We start from the raw sequence: 16,220 nt of genomic DNA on the forward strand, positions 1-16,220 counted from the left end.
CGCGACGGCTCGATCCAAGTCCCCCGCCGACTCATAGGCAGAGGCCAGATTATTCCGGCTGACAAGCGTGCCGGGGTGAGTGCCGCCCAGAACCTGCTCACACTGAGCAAGTCCGGCTTCACGTAAAGGTATGGTGTGCGCTTGGCGTCCTTGGCGGTAAAGGTATTGAGCCGCAGCATGGTAGACGTTGGTCGTCTCGATCGATGCGGGGCTGTTTGGTGGGGTGGACTCGGCAAGCGCGACGACGTGCGGAGTAGTTGCTCCCACTGTGAGGTACTTGCGTCTTCATCGAGTGAGGCTTGCCAAATGAGATATTCAGCCTCTTGGCGGCCGCTTTGGTAGCCGTCACCGTCGGTGGTGGCTTGGTGGCGCAGAACGGTCTGCATAAGTCGGTGGACACTGACGTTCTGACGGTCGTCACTGTACGAAATCATGTTGTACGTGTATAGAGCGCCCAGTGCCTCGCCAAGGGCGACTGAGTCGGGGCACATCGGAGCGAGCAGGGCACGGGGGATGTCGTCCGGGGCCAACCAGGCGATGGCGTTGAGAAGCCTGACAGCCTGCGGACTGCGGTGTTCGATGGCGTTGATGGTGTGGCGCCAGATCCGGGCGATGGTTCGTTCAGGGTTGATGCCGCCCGCGGCCTTGTCCATGACCCTCCCTAGCAGACTCCGATAGTCGGCCAGAGAGGTTCCGGTCTCGAAGAGGTAGGCACCTGCCTGTTCCAGTGCCAGGGGCAAGTAGCCGAGTTCGGCAGCGAGGACCGCAGCGTCCCGGCGTTGTTCCGATGTAGGGGTTTGCTCGTCTCCGAAAGCTAGGGTGCACAACAAGGACACGGCCGCCTCGGCATCGAGCAAGCCCAGAGGAATGGTGGGGGCGATGGAATGCCAACCAGTCGCGGCACGGCTGGTGGCCAGGTGATGTCCGTCTGGGAGAGTGCCCAGGTAATGGCGCAGGTCATTGGGGTTTTCGACGTTGTCGAACACGAGCAGCCAGCCAGGGTGCCATTGAAGCCACAAGATCGCCCAAGCCGCGCGTTCCTGCACCCCTGCGGTTGCGGCCCACTGCGGGCATACCCGCGTGGCGAGGGCGGCCAGACTGGTGATGATCTGCTCGGGGCTAGCGGCGTTGATCCACCAGACAAGCTTGTACGTGCGCCTGTGCTCATGGGCGTAGTGCAGGGCGAGCGTGCTCTTGCCGACCCCGCCCAGCCCATGGATCGCGCGTATGCCGGACACCTGGGTGACCGCGGCATCGCCCTGATCGGCCAAGAGTTCGTGCAGCTTGGCGAGTTCGTCCCTTCGCCCAACGAAGACGCCGGACGCAGACCCGGGGAGATTACCCGCGCCCGGTGGCGCGTTCACCTCCTGGGCCCAGCGCACCGCCTCGGCCGGCAACGTCACCACCTGGGCACCGTCTCCGGTCAGTGCCACGCCCACACTGCCACCGACCGCCATGGATCGTGGGCCCGTCGCATGCTGGCCACCCACCTCAGGCCCAAGGCTGTCTGTCATGGCTTGATCGTTGTGTTGTCTCCGGTAACGGCCGTGCCAATGGTTTTGGCAGCGATGGACCGCTCGCCAGATGCCGTCACATTCACAGTCCCGCCAGCTACGGGCAGCATCCGGGCCAGTTCGGACAGCAACTCGGTGTCGTCGCGCAGCGCACGCTTGATCTGCTGACGCAAGGCGGCCGCCGCATCCTCATCGTCCGGGGCATCGGCGGCGTCCTGGACGGCGGCTTCAAGTTGCGCCTGGCCTTGCTGGTCACGGCGGCGCCACACAATCTGCAGAATGCGTCGTCCCAGATTCGCTGTGCTCTCCACGGCCGCGTTCTCCGCCCGGGTCAACACAGCCGCCCCATAGGCACTCACCGCGGACGACAGGTAGGGCGCTGCTTGCTCCACCAACTGCACGATCTCAGTACTCATTTGCTCCCCCGAGGTTCAGGACTATGGAAGGAACAGGGTAGGAACACCACCGCTCTCACGTGGGCCAAACGCCAAGGTGTCCCGCACGGTTCCTGCAGTCGACGGGCTGTGACAACTCTCCTCCGGATCGGCGTCGCTTGGACTTGCCTGGCTCACCCGCTTCGCCAACCAGGACCTTCCCCGGCTCCTAGCCGGTCCCCGTCTCGTCCACAGGCACCCAGACTTTCGGAAGCGCGAGCGTGCGTGTCAATGGCGCCGCGTGGATCAAGGCCTACCCTGCTGCCAGACCACAGGGAGGCGAGCGCACGGTGCCCGAGTACATAGAACCTGTCTGCGACGAAGTGTCGACCTCAGTTGTGGTCCTGGATCCAGGCCCCCGGGCCGTTGAAGTGATGAAGGTGCTGCACAGGCTGACGGGGCTGAGTTTGTGGCATAGCAAGACCGTCATCAGGGACGTGCCAGCAACCGTCCTGGAATGGCTTCCGGAAGAGCCGGCGGCCGCCGCGGCGATGGCTCTCCGCGAGGCAGGGGCTCTGGTCGAAGTGAGGTGGCAGCCAACGTCACCAAGCCACAGCTGACCCTCACTTGTGGCAAGGCTCACCCCCTGAAGAGCTCAGGCACACTACTACGAGCCTTCGACCTCCCCGTGGGGATCCCGCAGCGGGAAGCACGATTCATCTGCCGAGCCGACGACGGGCGGCCTCGATGGGCACCGCTGCTCTCACCACCATTCCCCGCTCGATCTGGTGCCGTTTGGATGCGTCGGGCCACCACTCCTCATCAGGCTCACCGACGAGCTCGTGGAACAGGGGCGGTCGGCTCAGGATCATCGAGCACCTTGGCTGCGGCGTCGAGGATGCCTTCTGCCCCGGACTGAAGGGCCCGGAGTCTTTGATCAGTTCGCCTGATCGATTCGATTTCCGGAGATTCCTTCGACTGAAGGACGGCTACTTCGTCGAGGATGGCGTAAGCCAACATGTCCAGCTGGTTGGCTAGCTGGTACATGGACCGTGGGCCCTCCACTTGGACAGCCCCTCTTGCCCGCCTGATGTGATCCATAACCTCATGGGCCGCCCTCCGGGATTCATAAAGCGGGATGGGGACGTGAGCCGGAGTTTGCACGCCCTGAAGGGACATGGCTTCCAGGACATCCCAGTTCTGGTTGTACACGTCTTCTATCAGGGCGTGAAAGACGAGGAATGCTTCCCGACGCACCTGTCGCCGCCATTGCGCGTGCTCAGCTCGTGCCTGGATCCTTGCCTGCCTGACTGCTGTCCCAAAAGCCAATCCAGCGCCGACAGTGGTCGCAGCTGCACCGACGGCTGCTCCTACGAGCGCCGCAATCCCCTCGTCCATGGCAGCTCAGGGTACGGGCAGGAAGAGGTCAGGGGAGGCCCAACTGGACGGATCAAGACACATCAATCTTGAAACCCTTCGCGGCGCGAACCAGCGTGAGTTCCATCCCACATCCACCATGCAGTTTGGCGGCCTCCGACCTTCTTGTCAGGCACGGTTGGAGCCCGGTTCATCTATCCACACACGCGACCGTATCCCGCCTTAGGGGAAATTCCGTTGAAGATCGCCAATGACCACCTCGACGAACTCAGACAGCCTCTGGAGGGTGGCTACGACGGGTCGCCCTTCGGGAAGGATGAATAGTGGAATTGCGGTCCCTACTTGTTCGATTACAGGGTAACCACGCCAGAGGGGGAACCGAATTCTTGCCACCTCTGTGCCGACTTCAACAAGATTGGAAGAGGCCCTCCGAGACCGGCAGCAGTTCGACGAGGAAAGCGATCTGCCGGCCAATGAGCTGGACGCGCTCAACAGCCCGACCTGGTACGACCACAGCGTCGCGTACGCACTCATGAAGTGGCCGCAGGCTGCGGCGAAGCAGCGAGCGAACATCGCCGAGTCTCTCGCTACGGTCACCCCCGTCTTCGTCTTTACCTCACGCGGTGCCCCTGACCCTGTCCTGGCCACGCCGCTGGCCCGTACGCCCTGGTCAGCACCGGGATACAGGCGAACCGGGGTGAGACAGGACGGATGCAGAAGGGGTGCCCCGCTAATGCGGGGCACCCCTTCTGACCAGCTACTTAGCTGACCTCGGCGGAGGCTGTGGGATTTGAACCCACGGTGACGTTGCCGCCACGACAGTTTTCAAGACTGTTCCCTTAGGCCGCTCGGGCAAGCCTCCCCGCGGCGCCGGCGCGTGGGAGCGCGGGTGCCGCGGGATCAGATTAGCGCGTCACTTGTCGCCCGTGCGCTGCCCCAGGGTGACTTTGGCCGTGTGCTCCTTGCCGGCGCGCTTGTAGGTCAGGGTGACCTGGTCGCCCGGCTTGTGCTGCCAGATTTCGCTGATGAGGGTGGGGCCGCTGTCGATGACCGTGTCGTCGAGCTTGGTGATCGTGTCGCCGGGCCGCAGGCCGGCCTTGTCGGCAGGGCCGTTCGGGGTGACCGCTTCGGAGCCGTTGTTGCCCGTCTGGGCGATGGTCGCGCCGTCGCCGCTGTCGCGCATGCCGACCTGGACGCCGATCTGCGGATAGACCGGCTTGCCGGTCTTGATCAGGTCCTGCGCCACCCGCTTGGCCTGGTCGATCGGGATCGCGAAGCCCAGCCCGATGCTGCCGGACTGGCCGGACTCGCCGCCCAGGCCACCGCCGTTGCCGGCCGACTGGATCGCGGAGTTGATGCCGATGACGTTGCCGCCGGCGTCCATCAGCGGGCCGCCGGAGTTACCCGGGTTTATCGACGCGTCCGTCTGCAAGGCGCTCATGTACGACGCCTGGCTGCCGCCGCCGTCGCTGGACGCCACCGGCCGGTCCTTGGCGCTGATGATGCCGGTGGTGACCGTGCCGGACAGGCCGAAGGGCGCACCGATCGCGATCGTGGCGTCGCCGACCTGCACGTTGGACGACTTGCCCAGCGGGAGCGGGTTGAGGGTGGCATCACCTGGGTTCTTCAGCTTGATCACGGCGACGTCGTAGCCCTGGGCGTGGCCGACTACCTCGGCGTCGTACTTCTTGCCGTTGGAGAACGTCGCGGTGAGCTTGCCGCCGTCGGCCGCGCTGGCGACGACGTGGTTGTTGGTGAGGATGTGGCCCTGCTTGTCGTAGACGAAGCCGGTGCCGGTGCCGCCCTCGCCGGTGGCGCCCTGCGCCTCGATCGTCACGACGCTCGGCAGCGCGCGCTGCGCTATCCCGGAGACGGAGGTGGGCTTGCGGTTCAGCGCGCCGGCGTCACCGGGCGCCGAGACCGTCGTCGAGGCGGTGTCGTCGCGGCCCGCGGCCCAGTAGCCGATGCCGCCGCCGACTCCGCCGGCGACCAGCGCCGCCACCAGGACCGCGGCGATCAGCCCACCGGTGCGCCGCTTGGGAGCCTGGGCGCCGGCCCCTGCCCACGGGTCGCCGCCACCGCCGTACGGGGGCCCGCCCCAGCCGCCGCCGGAGGAACCGTGGCCGGCCGCGGCGTACGGGGGAGCTGCGCGGTGGGCTCGCCACCCGAGTGCCCGGGGGCGGTGGGCTCGCCACCCGGGTAGCCGGACTGGTGCGTCTGGGGTGGCTGGGGTGCCTGGGGCGACTGGTGGGGTGGCTGTGCGTGCCCGGGGTCGCCCGCAGAGGCGACGGTCGGGGCGAAGTCCGGCGGCGGGGGTGCCGCGGGGGGAGTCGCGGGCGGGGCGCCGGGAGCCTGGGCGCCGGAGGCGGACGCGGCAGCGCTGTCCGGCTGCGCCCCGGTCGGCGGCCTGGCCTCCGACGGGACGGCTCCCTCGTTCTCGGTGCTCACAGCTCTCTCCTCAGCTTCACGGCCTTACGGTCCCGCCCGGGCCGGCGGCCCGTACGGGGGTCTTGCGGTCCGGCCGGGCCTCACGGTCCGACCGGGTGGTGACGACAGTGACACGGAGTGCGCCCCGAGGCGCCCGGAAGGGCGTCCCCGAGTGACGTCTCCGAAGACGTCTGAGGACGTCTCCGAGTACCTCTCGGAGGGCGTCCCCGTCGTCGCCGGAGTGCCTGGTGGAGCGGTGGGCCCGATCGACCGGGGCCACCTCCGGTTGGCTCGGCTACCCACTTCGCGGCTCACCAGTACGCCCGGCGGGCCGTTCCATGTTCTTCCGTGCTCTTCCGTGCTTTCCCGCGTGCTTCCGTGCTCCGGTACTCCCGGTCTCCCGGTACTCCACTGCTCCAGTGCTCCGGCACTCCGGTACCCCAGGATTCAGGATCCCGGCGGTCTCGGCGAGTCCCGCGCCGCCGGACCGGGCCGTCGGTCGGGGCCGCGCGGTGGATCCGCGGGCCCCGGCCGGGCGGTACGGGCCAGGCGATACGGGCGAAGCTCCGTCCCAGCCTTTCCCACCGCGCGTCAGAGTGCCGTAAGCCGAGGCTGTGACTGTGCTCTCATCCTTTATGCCGGACAAAACGGGCGCATCCGTTGTTCCGCACGTCGGAGTACGGCCACCCACAAGCAGGGTCCACACCGAGTTCCACGAGCGGGGTCCACGTCGAGTTCCACGAGCGGGCTCCACGGCGGCCGGGTCCGCGTCGGTACGGCGGCGAGGTCCTCGACGATGCTCCCGGCGAGAACCGCGGCGGAGCCGAAACGCGGCCGCCCCCTCGCTCCGGGGTACGCCCGGGATCCCGGATACGCCCGGGGTCCGGGGTACGCCCGGCCCACCGGCACCGGCGAGTGGCACGATAACGCGGTGAGCTATGCACGCCCCGCCCAGGACCGCCATCCGGATCGTCCCGCCATGTCCGTAGTGGCCCATCGAGGCGCCTCGGAGGACGCCCCGGAACACACCCTGGCCGCCTACCGCAAGGCGATCGAGGACGGGGCGGACGCGCTGGAGTGCGACGTCCGGCTGACCGCGGACGGCCATCTGGTCTGCGTGCACGACCGGCGGGTGAACCGCACCTCCAACGGGCGCGGCGCGGTCTCCGCCCTCGAACTCGCCGATCTCGCCTCCCTCGACTTCGGCTCCTGGAAGGAGGAGGCGCTCGGCGGCGAGACGTTCGGGGCCGAGGCGCCGTACCGCCGGAGCGGGGTGTTCGGCGGCGAGGCGCCGGACCGGCAGAACGAGGATCCGGAGCGGACGTCCGTACTGACGCTGGAACGGCTGCTGGAGCTGGTCGCCGACGCGGACCGCCGGGTCGAGCTGGCCATCGAGACCAAACATCCGACGCGTTGGGCCGGACAGGTGGAGGAGCGGCTGGTCGAGCTGCTGGGCAGGTTCGGGTACACGAAACCGGCCATGAGCACCGACCGGCCGTCTCCGGTCCGGGTGATGAGCTTCTCCGCCCGTTCGCTGCACCGCGTCCGGGCCGCGGCGCCCGCCATCCCCGCCGTCTACCTGATGCAATTCCTCACCCCCCGCTACCGCGACGGCCGGCTACCGGCGGGCGTGGGCATCGCGGGACCCGGCATCCGGATCCTCCGGGCACATCCCGAATACGTCGCCAAGGCACACAGGGCGGGCAATCAGGTGCATGTGTGGACAGTCAACGAGCCCGACGATGTCGTGTTGTGCCAGGAATTGGGAGTCGATGCGGTGATTACAAATCGCCCCAAGCAGGTGCGAATGCAACTCGGCCTTGGCTAAAGCCCATCACAGGGTGTGCACCGGCGCATTCGGCCGGTATCCGATGCCGGTTTGTGCGTCACTGCGTGCCGGTTGGCCGGTTTCCGGTCCAGTCCATTGGGGCATTCATCCCGTGGCGTGGGGCAAAGGAGGTCTCGGGGGTGGCGTTGGTGGTGGCACAAGAGGTGCCGACGTCGTCGATCATGGCCGTACCTCATGGTCCAGTGGGTGTGGGCATGGCCAGGCGACGCATGCGTGAAGAGCTGTTGGCAAGCGGAGTTCAGGACACGGTCGTCGATGACGCGGTCCTGGTCCTTTCGGAGTTGCTGAGCAATTCCTGTCGGCATGCCCGTCCGATCGACGAACCCGGCCCGACGGGCCCGATGGCGGCCCGGAACGGCTCGCGGGTGGGGGCCGCGGCGTCCGTGCGGGCGTCCTGGCAGATCGACGGGCAGGGCCGGTTGACCGTTGCGGTCACGGACGGCGGCGGGCCGACCCGTCCCCGCCCGGCCACTCCCTCCATCACCGCGCACGGCGGCCGGGGACTGGCGATCATCCGCTCGCTCACCAAGGACTGGGGCGTACGCGACAGCACCCCGGGTGAGGTCACGGTCTGGGCCGTGCTCTCTCTTCAGGGCGCCTTCGCTACGCGCGTGGATCTGCTGCCCGATCCGACGGTCGACGCGATGACCGACCCGGTTGCCGGGCTGCCGTCCTCACTCGCGCCCACCGGCCGGCCGCTGAACCCTGCCGCCTTCCTGGACATCGAGGGCTTGGCGTAGACGTACTGGGGTTCGGCCCGGCGGCGCTGGGAGTTGGCGTAGGCGGCGTGCACGCCGGACCAGTCGGCTCGGCCGGCTCGGTCGGTACCCACCACCCACGAAACACCCGCGACGGCCCCCGCACGGTCAGGGCGGCCCGGTACGCGATCCTCTAGGCTCGCGCCGAAACGCGTACGCCCGGGATCGACCAGGAGAAGCCGTCGCATGGCCAAGAAGCGCCGCCCCCAGCCCCAGTCCGCAGCACCGCAGATCAAGGACGGGGAGGTGCCGGTCGTCGGCGCTCGTGAGCCCTGCCCCTGTGGTTCCGGCCGCCGGTACAAGGCGTGTCACGGGCGGCGCGCGGCGCACGCCGTCACCGAGTTGGTGCAGCGCCCCTTCGAGGGCCTGCCCGGCGAGTGCGACTGGGTGGCGCTGCGCGAGCTGGTGCCCGCCGCCACCGCCGAGTTGACGCTGAAGGGCGGGCTGCCCGAGGGCGTGCCCTCCGTGACGCTGGCGACGGTGCTGCCGATGGCCTGGCCCGCGCTGCGCCGCGACAACGGGGCCATCCTGCTCGGGCTGCAGAACGACACCGCCTCCGGGGACATCAGCCGCGACCTCGCGGACACCCTGCAGCGCGCACTGGCCGCGGAACCGGGCAATCCGGTCGCTGCCGCGCGCCCCTCCGCCGAGGGTCCGCGCCTGCAGGACCTGCTCGACCTGAACGCATCTTTTGAGCCGACCGTCCACACGGGCTTCGAGTTCTGGGTGGAGAACGCCGAGAACGCCACCGGTGAGGTCGCCGCCTCTCTGGAGCGGGCCAACGCGGCCGCCATCCCGACCGCCCGGATTCCCGGCCTGGAGGGCGCGTACTGGTGCGAGGCGCCCGAGAAGAACCACCTGCGCTGGGTCACCGCCCACCCCGAGGAGCAGCTGCTGGACGCGCTCGCCCGGCTGCACGCCGCGGGCGCGTCCTCGCTCGGCGAGGGCACCCGCCTGGTCGGTTCGTTCCGCGCCCACGGGCTGGTCGTACCGGTGTGGGACCTGCCCTCGGAGATGGGGGCGGACGAGGTGGCCAAGCCGGCCGCGGAGTTCGCCGAGCGGCTGGCCGAGGCGCTCGCCGCCAAGACCCCGCTGACCGCCGACGAGCGCCGGGCGCGCGGTGGTCTCACCAACCGTCAGATCACGCTGAGCTGACCGTCCCGGCGGCGATCGTGCGCACCGTACGCCTCCGGGAGCCCCGGCGTGACACCGGTCACAACTCCCCCTACCTGACGGTAAATGAGCGTCCGGAATTCCACGATCGAATTTGCTAACCGCCGATCTCTTGTTACGGTTCTAAAAGCCCGGTCGCTGGTGCATCCCCCGTCGCCAGCGACCGGGCGCTTCCATGTCCGGAACCAGGCACTCCGATCGACCGGACGATCAGCACCGGCGAGCACGCGCGAGCGATCAGCCCGAGCCGCCGACCACCGCCGGGCCATCCGCCGCCGGGCTCCCGGCGTCCGCCGCCGAGTTGCTGCCGGAGCGCAGCAGCAGCCGCTCGCCCGCCCGGTCCGAGAACTCCGCGACCGCCGTGTACCCGGTGCGACCCGCGCGTACGGTCCGGCCGGCCGGCGTCTCGCACACGCCCGGCACATCGGCCGCCGGTACCTCGCAGTTCACCTGGACGCTCCGGCCGTCCGGGCGCAGCAGGGTCAGTACGGCCCGCAGCGCGCCGCCGGTGACATTGCGGTAGTACGTCCGCCCCCAGGTCCGGCCGCTCTCGGTGAGTACACAGGTCTGTGCCTCGATGCCCCGCCCGGAAGCGAGTTCGGGACCGCAGTGGATGATCCGGCCGGAGAGGAGCGGCAGCCCGAGGTCGTCCAGGGGGCCGTCGGGGCCCCGGCCCGGAGACCGGCGGGCGACCGGACGGGGCGGTGGGAGCGGGCGGCCGCGGCCACCTTGTCCGCGGCGACGCCGATCTCCCGCATCACGGCGTCCTTCTTCCCCGCTGCCCCGATGCCGCTTTTCCTGGCCTTGGCGCCGCTTTCCCCCGTCATGTCCCGTCCGAGGAGGGGGCGGTTTTCGGCCGTGCGCGTTCCTTGCCCGAGGCGGGGCCCGGCGGCCCGGCGGTGGGGGAGCAGTGGTTCGGCCGGGCCGGCCATCGCGGCGCCGAGCGGTACGGCGACGGCGAGCGCGGCCACACCGGCGAGCCCGGTCATGCGGAGTTTCTGCGCACGCTGCATGGGCCCCACCTGCGATTGAGTTGCCGTCGTCGACGCCGACGGCTTGACGGTGGGCCGAACCTATCGGCCGCGGGCGGTGCGGCCGGTCACCCGGACACCCATTTCCCGTAGTGATCGGGGCCCGTCACACCCGTACGGGTGAACCGCCCGCGGTTCCTTCGGCCGTCGCCCGCCCCGCGCCGGTCAGTAGGCGAGCCGGCTGCCGCCGTCCGGTGTGCTGGTGCTGGCCGTCACGAGGGCGTCGACGATGGTCGCCACCTTCGGCAGCCAGGGGGCGGCGGGGGTCGCTGCCGGTGGCCGCTCCCAGCGCACCCGGCCGGCGCCGATCTGGGACGGCGGGAGCACCACATAGCCGCCCTCGCCGTGGAACCGCAGCGAGCTGGGCACCCAGTCCTGCGAGTGCAGCAGCTCCCCCAACTCCTCCAGTCCGTACGGCGATACGAGCAGGGACCAGCGGGTGGGCGTGGCGACCACGGGGCCGACGCGGACGCCGAAGTGGTCCAGGGCGGCCAGCGCGCGGGCACCGGCGACCGCCGGGAGGCTCACCGCGCAGGGCGCGCGGCCGCCGGTGGCCAGCACGATCGGGGCGGACGGGCGGTTGGTCCACCACCAGCGCACCATCCGGGCGTCGGTGGTCGCCGCGAGCAGGCCGGGGTCGAAGGGGTGTGCGCCGGGCACCACGCAGTCCGGGTCGGGGCAGCTGCACCGGCGGGTGGGCCGCTCACCGAGGCCGAGCCGGGCGCCGGCGGGCTGCCGGCCGGCGGGGGCGAGCGCGACACCGGGAAGTACGGGCCACTGCCACTCGGTGGCGCAGTGGAGCGCCGCACCGAGCAGCGCCGACCTCCCCGTGCGCCGGAACAGGATCTTGCGTCGCCTTCCGAGGATCTCGCGCATGAGCGCTCGTTCCTTTCCGTTAACGCCAAGGGCTTGCCGAGGGCTTCGTCCATCGCTCTTCATGGCACTTCCAGGCACTGCTTGCCCGGTCCGCATGGTTGCGCACGGGCCGCTCGACGCCGTGGTGGCGCTCTTGCGGCCCGGTCATGCACGCCGGGGTCGATCGCGCGTCGATCACGCCACGTGGATCTCTGGTCACCGCGTGTACAAGGCAGCGCATCACGTCGTACGCCGAGCGGGGAACGTGGCGAGGGGTGGCGCGCGCATGGCGCTTGCGCTTCCGGTGGTGCAGTCCCCGCCACTTGGGAGTGCGTGCGGTCGTCGCCGTATGAGACGCCGGTGCCCGCCGGAGAGTTCCCGGTGCGAGCCCAACTGGCCCCGCACCTTTCCGATTACGTACCCGCCATGGTGGTGATGACGCGCTGTCGATCGGCGCCAGTCGACCTCAAATTGACGCTCGTGGGGCTGTTTTCAGGCCAATCTACAGACCTCACTGACACCACAAACCCCACGGGGACAATGCTGGACATCCCCTCTCTGGTGCGTGTACATCTGGAGGCATTGATAGCGGAGCAGCATGACATGGGGGTTTGCGATGCTATTGAGGAAATTGAGCGCCCGAACGGATCGCACAACGTCACTCAACAAAAAGCCGCACTCCCTCACAATCAGCGGCCTGAACTGGAGTAATGCCTGGCGCGACGATAGCCGCCGGCCATGACTGCCCCTCACGTACCGAAAGTGGCTGGAATCGAACCAGCTCTGCCCGCTCCCACGCACACTGTCGGCCCGCATGTGGCGAAGACCCCCGCGGACCCCGCCTCCGGCAGCCCCTCCGACCCCTCCGACGACGCGTCCGACCCCGCCACCGACGGAGCCGGAACCGCCGCCCCCGACCCCTCGCCCGGCTCCGCCCCCGCCACCCCCGACGTCTCCGCCCTCGACCAACTCGCCGCCGTCCAGGACCGGCTGGCCGGCTGGATCTCCGACCTCAGCACCCTGCACGACCTGACCGAACGGCTCGCCCGCACGCGGACGTTGGACGAGGCGCTGCACGAGCTGCTGCGCGCCGGCGCCTCGCTGGTCGGCGCCCGCCGCGGTCTGGTCGTCCTGGCGCCGGCCGACGGCCTCGGCCCGGAGACCACCGTCGGCCTCGGCCTCGGCCACGCCGAGATCGGTCACATCGAGACCGTGCCGCGCCGCGCCCTGTCGTACGCGCGGATACTGGACGGCCTTCCGGAGCCGGGCGTCTCCGGCGCCGGCGACGACACCCCCGGGGGCGGGGGCGGGCCCGACGACCGCACGGAGATCAGCGAGCCCGACATCCCCGGGGAGAAGGACCTCGATCCCCGGCTGCGGGAGGTCGCCGCCCGCCTCGGGTACGCCGCCAGCTACGCCGTGCCGCTCACCGCCGATCCCGTCGGCCGGACCGGCGCCGCGGTCTGGCTCTACGACGAACCGGCCGCCCCCACCGAGCGCCAGCGCCACCTCGTCGGCCTCTACCGCACCCACGCCTCCGAACACCTCGCCCGCCTCCTCGAACTCCACCGCAGCCGGCAGGCCGCCGCCACGCTCCGCGAGGAGCTGCTGCCGCACCGGCTGCCGCGGGTCCCGGGCGTCCGCCTCGCGGTGCGGCACACCACCGGGCCGCGCGGCGGCGGCGACTGGTACGACGCGCTGCCGCTGCCGGACGGCGCGCTGGGCCTGGCCGTCGGCTCGGTGACCGGGTCCGGGCCGAGCGCGGTGGCCGCCATGGGACGGCTGCGGGCGTCGCTGCGCGCGTACGCGGTCATGGAGGGCGAGGACCCGGTCGCGGTCCTCTCCGACCTGGAGCTGCTGCTGCGGCTGACCGAGCCGGCGCGCAGCGCGACCGCGCTGTTCGCGTTCACCGAGCCGCCGCCGGGTGCCCCGGGCGGGCCGCCCGCGCCGCCGGTGCCGGGTGTGCTGCCGCGCAAGCTGGTGCTGGCCGGGGCCGGTCACTGCCCGCCGCTGATCCTCGGGGATCTGCGGACGGAGTTCGTGGAGACCACGCTGTCCGCGCCGCTGGGCATGCTGGCCTGCTGGGAAGCGCCGAGCGTGGAGATCGAACCGGCCGGCGGCGAGACCCTGCTGCTGTACAGCGACGGGCTGCTGCACCGCACCGGGGAGCCCATGGACCGCGCCTTCGCCCGGTTGCACACCGCCGCCGCGGGCGTCCCCCGGGCGATCCGCCATGATCCGGAGGCGGTGGCCGACCACGTCCTGCGCACGATGCTGCCGCGGGGGCTCCACGACCCGTCGTCGGAGGAGGACGTGGTGCTGCTGGTGGCGTACTTCGAGGAGTAGCGCCCGCGAGCGTGCAGGTCAGGCGGGTGGGCGGCCGTGCCCCGGGAGGGGGCGCGGCCGCTGCCCGACAGGTCACACCCGTTGCCCCCTGGACCGTCATCCGTCGGCACATACGATGGAATGCGGTTCACTCTTAAAAGGAGGCATTGTGACCGACGAGCTCACGCCGGAGACCCCGGACGAGGACGAGCAGCCGATCAAGCAGCGCAAGAACGGCCTTTACCCGGGCGTCTCGGACGAGCTCGCGGAGAACATGAAGAGTGGCTGGGCCGACACCGAGCTGCGCGACCTGCAGCCGATCGAGCAGGCCCCGAACGCCGCCCGCCGCCGCGCCGCGCTGTCCGCGCGCTTCCCCGGTGAGCGCCTGGTGATCCCGGCGGGCAACCTGAAGACCCGCTCCAACGACACCGAGTACTCCTTCCGCGCCTCGACCGAGTACGTCTACCTCACCGGCGACCAGACCGACGACAGCGTGCTGGTCCTGGAGCCCACCAAGGACGGCCACGAGGCGACGCTCTACCGCCTGCCCCGTTCCGAACGCGAGAACGGCGAGTTCTGGCTCAACGGCATGGGCGAGCTGTGGGTGGGCCGCCGCCACAGCCTCACCGAGTCCGCCGCGCTGCTCGGCGTGGCCTGCAAGGACGTGCGGGAGCTGGCCGACGCGCTCAAGGAGGCCACCGGCCCGGTCCGCGTCGTCCGCGGGCACGACGCCGGCATCGAGGCCGCGCTGGCCGACAAGGTCACCGCCGAGCGCGACGAGGAACTGCGGGTCCACCTCTCCGAGGCCCGGGTGATCAAGGACGAGTTCGAGATCGGCCAGCTGCAGAAGGCCGTCGACTCCACCGTCCGCGGCTTCGAGGACGTCGTGAAGGTCCTGGACAAGGCCGAGGCGACGTCCGAGCGCTACATCGAGGGAACGTTCTTCCTGCGCGCCCGCGTCGAGGGCAACGACGTCGGCTACGGCTCGATCTGCGCCGCGGGCCCGCACGCCACCACCCTGCACTGGGTCCGCAACGACGGCCCGGTCCGCTCCGGCGACCTGCTGCTGCTGGACGCCGGTGTGGAGACCGACACCCTCTACACCGCGGACGTCACCCGCACCCTGCCGATCAACGGCCGCTTCTCCGACCTCCAGCGCAAGATCTACGACGCGGTCTTCGAGGCCCAGGAGGCGGGCATGGCGGCGGTCAAGCCGGGCGCCGCCTACCGCGACTTCCACGACGCGGCGCAGCGGGTGCTCGCCGAGAAGCTCGTCGAGTGGGGTCTGGTCGAGGGCCCGGTCGAGCGGGTGCTGGAGCTCGGCCTGCAGCGCCGCTGGACCCTGCACGGCACCGGCCACATGCTCGGCCTGGACGTCCACGACTGCGCCGCGGCGCGCACCGAGACGTACGTCAACGGCACGCTGGAGCCCGGCATGGTCCTCACCGTTGAGCCCGGTCTGTACTTCCAGGCGGACGACCTGACGGTCCCCGAGGAGTACCGCGGCATCGGCGTCCGCATCGAGGACGACATCCTCGTCACGGAGGACGGCAACCGGAACCTCTCGGCCGCGCTGCCGCGCCGGTCCGACGAGGTCGAGGCCTGGATGGCCGGGCTGAAGAAGTAACCCCGGAAGTAACCCTGGTTCACGGGCCGGTGGCGTCGTCCACCGGCCCGTGGCCTTCCCGCGGGTACGCGCCCGCCCGGGCCGCGGCCCACACGGCGGTGGCCGCGGACTCCGCCAGTGCCGCGTCGACCGGGCGGCGGGCGATCAGGATCCGGTAGTAGAAGGGCGCGCCGAGCGCCGACATCACCTGCTCGGGATCGGTGTCCGCGGGCAGTTCGCCGCGCGCGACGGCCCGCTCCACCATCCGGCCGGCCAGCGCCAGCCGTTCGCCGAAGAACGACCGCAGCACGGTGGCCACCTGGGGGTCGCGGGCCGCCGCGGACACCACCGCCTCGATGAGCCGCCGCGTCCGCGGCTCGCCGTAGAACGCGGTTATCGAGTGGGCCAGCGCGTGGAGGTCGCCGGGGAGCGTGCCGGTGTCCGGCAGCGGCACGTCGGAGCTCAGCTCGGTCAGCAGGTCGCAGACCAGGCCCTCGATGCTGCGCCAGCGCCGGTAGAGCGTCGCGACGTGGATGCCCGAGCGCTGGGAGACCTTCTCCATGGTGAGTCCGGCGAACCCGCCGGCGCCCAACTCCTCGAACACCGCGGCCAGTACGGCCTCGCGGGTGCGCGCCGTGCGCCCGCCGGGTCGGGTCTCGCCCGGGGCGCCCCGGGGCTGGTGCGCTGTCGTCACGCCGGCTCCGTATTGCAGTGCGGGATCACGCCAAGTATTGTCCGACAAAGACTAACGCGAGCATCTTCGCGTTAGATTTGGTGTGCGCCGGTCTCGTCGGGACAGGGGACGCCGCGGGGGAGGTCCTCCCACCGCGAGACCGCGCCGCCATCCCTCCCGGCCAGGCACTTTCCGGCCAGCCGGCGGCTCCGCGAGGCAGCATCGCACTTACACTCCGCGCCGCCGCGTCCGATGCCC

Annotated in this window: 14 protein-coding genes, 1 tRNA gene and 2 pseudogenes; 7 read left to right on the forward strand and 10 right to left on the reverse strand. The window is 70.3% G+C overall.

The features are described 5' to 3' along the window. Positions 1 to 3: 3 nt before the first annotated feature. From OJ254_RS08310 to OJ254_RS08320, 3 genes and pseudogenes are all read right to left on the reverse strand, one after another. Positions 4 to 267: pseudogene (locus OJ254_RS08310) on the reverse strand (tetratricopeptide repeat protein); the annotation flags it as partial. A gap of 149 nt (positions 268 to 416) precedes the next feature. After that, positions 417 to 1,514 (reverse strand): annotated as a pseudogene (locus tag OJ254_RS08315) (NB-ARC domain-containing protein); the annotation flags it as partial. Continuing rightward, positions 1,511 to 1,930: a hypothetical protein gene (locus OJ254_RS08320; RefSeq protein ID WP_265361821.1), complete on the reverse strand. Its 420-nt coding sequence runs from the start codon at positions 1,928 to 1,930 to the stop codon at positions 1,511 to 1,513. The pseudogene OJ254_RS08315 and the gene OJ254_RS08320, both read right to left, overlap by 4 nt. Positions 1,931 to 2,286: 356 nt before the next feature. Here OJ254_RS08320 and OJ254_RS08325 point away from each other — a divergent pair, with 356 nt between their 5' ends. Then, on the forward strand, positions 2,287 to 2,508 hold the full coding sequence (locus OJ254_RS08325) for a ribosomal protein L7/L12 (protein WP_341483773.1): 222 nt from the start codon (positions 2,287 to 2,289) through the stop codon (positions 2,506 to 2,508). A gap of 208 nt (positions 2,509 to 2,716) precedes the next feature. Here the strand turns inward: OJ254_RS08325 and OJ254_RS08330 are convergent, their stop codons facing one another. The 3 genes from OJ254_RS08330 to OJ254_RS08340 form a co-directional block, all read right to left on the reverse strand. Then, a complete protein-coding gene (locus OJ254_RS08330; RefSeq protein ID WP_265361823.1) occupies positions 2,717 to 3,286 on the reverse strand; it encodes a hypothetical protein in 570 nt (189 codons plus the stop codon). A gap of 754 nt (positions 3,287 to 4,040) precedes the next feature. After that, positions 4,041 to 4,127 (reverse strand) — tRNA-Ser (locus OJ254_RS08335). Positions 4,128 to 4,178: 51 nt separating this feature from the next. After that, entirely contained in the window at positions 4,179 to 5,267 is a 1,089-nt protein-coding gene (locus OJ254_RS08340) for a S1C family serine protease (protein ID WP_423835865.1), read from the reverse strand. A gap of 1,356 nt (positions 5,268 to 6,623) precedes the next feature. On the opposite strand from OJ254_RS08340, the gene OJ254_RS08345 reads away from it, so the two are divergent. Beyond that, positions 6,624 to 7,520, forward strand: a complete 897-nt coding sequence (locus OJ254_RS08345) for a glycerophosphodiester phosphodiesterase (protein WP_265361824.1) — start codon at positions 6,624 to 6,626, stop codon at positions 7,518 to 7,520. A 58-nt stretch (positions 7,521 to 7,578) separates the two neighbouring features. Here the strand turns inward: OJ254_RS08345 and OJ254_RS08350 are convergent, their stop codons facing one another. Next, on the reverse strand, positions 7,579 to 7,704 hold the full coding sequence (locus OJ254_RS08350; protein WP_265365395.1) for a hypothetical protein: 126 nt from the start codon (positions 7,702 to 7,704) through the stop codon (positions 7,579 to 7,581). Here OJ254_RS08350 and OJ254_RS08355 point away from each other — a divergent pair. Beyond that, positions 7,661 to 8,281 (forward strand): ATP-binding protein, encoded by a 621-nt coding sequence (locus tag OJ254_RS08355; protein WP_265361825.1) that lies wholly within the window; start codon positions 7,661 to 7,663, stop codon positions 8,279 to 8,281. The two genes, OJ254_RS08350 and OJ254_RS08355, sit on opposite strands and share 44 nt — an antisense overlap. A 204-nt stretch (positions 8,282 to 8,485) precedes the next feature. After that, positions 8,486 to 9,454, forward strand: coding sequence for a DUF5926 family protein (locus tag OJ254_RS08360; RefSeq protein ID WP_265361826.1), 969 nt, complete (start codon positions 8,486 to 8,488; stop codon positions 9,452 to 9,454). Positions 9,455 to 9,709: 255 nt separating this feature from the next. On the opposite strand, the gene OJ254_RS30970 is transcribed toward OJ254_RS08360, so the two are convergent. Together OJ254_RS30970 and OJ254_RS08370 are read right to left on the reverse strand one after the other, a co-directional pair. After that, positions 9,710 to 9,922 (reverse strand): hypothetical protein, encoded by a 213-nt coding sequence (locus tag OJ254_RS30970; RefSeq protein ID WP_341483586.1) that lies wholly within the window; start codon positions 9,920 to 9,922, stop codon positions 9,710 to 9,712. 746 nt (positions 9,923 to 10,668) lie between these two features. Then, positions 10,669 to 11,379 (reverse strand): bifunctional DNA primase/polymerase, encoded by a 711-nt coding sequence (locus OJ254_RS08370; RefSeq protein WP_265361827.1) that lies wholly within the window; start codon positions 11,377 to 11,379, stop codon positions 10,669 to 10,671. A gap of 405 nt (positions 11,380 to 11,784) precedes the next feature. Between OJ254_RS08370 and OJ254_RS08375 the strand changes: the two genes are divergently transcribed. The 3 genes from OJ254_RS08375 to OJ254_RS08385 all read left to right on the forward strand — a co-directional run bounded on the left by OJ254_RS08375 (position 11,785) and on the right by OJ254_RS08385 (position 15,310). Beyond that, positions 11,785 to 12,069, forward strand: coding sequence for a hypothetical protein (locus OJ254_RS08375; RefSeq protein WP_265361828.1), 285 nt, complete (start codon positions 11,785 to 11,787; stop codon positions 12,067 to 12,069). Between the two features lie 27 nt (positions 12,070 to 12,096). After that, positions 12,097 to 13,704 carry a PP2C family protein-serine/threonine phosphatase gene (locus tag OJ254_RS08380; RefSeq protein WP_265361829.1) on the forward strand — a complete coding sequence of 536 codons (1,608 nt, stop codon included), beginning with the start codon at positions 12,097 to 12,099 and terminating at the stop codon, positions 13,702 to 13,704. A gap of 148 nt (positions 13,705 to 13,852) precedes the next feature. Then, positions 13,853 to 15,310, forward strand: a complete 1,458-nt coding sequence (locus tag OJ254_RS08385; RefSeq protein ID WP_265361830.1) for an aminopeptidase P family protein — start codon at positions 13,853 to 13,855, stop codon at positions 15,308 to 15,310. A 19-nt stretch (positions 15,311 to 15,329) separates the two neighbouring features. Here the strand turns inward: OJ254_RS08385 and OJ254_RS08390 are convergent, their stop codons facing one another. Continuing rightward, positions 15,330 to 15,983, reverse strand: a complete 654-nt coding sequence (locus OJ254_RS08390) for a TetR/AcrR family transcriptional regulator (protein WP_265361831.1) — start codon at positions 15,981 to 15,983, stop codon at positions 15,330 to 15,332. Positions 15,984 to 16,220 lie beyond the last annotated feature (237 nt).

The sequence above is a fragment of the Streptomyces endophytica genome, from assembly GCF_026153355.1.
In the GTDB taxonomy this organism is placed as follows: Bacteria; Actinomycetota; Actinomycetes; order Streptomycetales; family Streptomycetaceae; genus Streptomyces; species Streptomyces endophytica.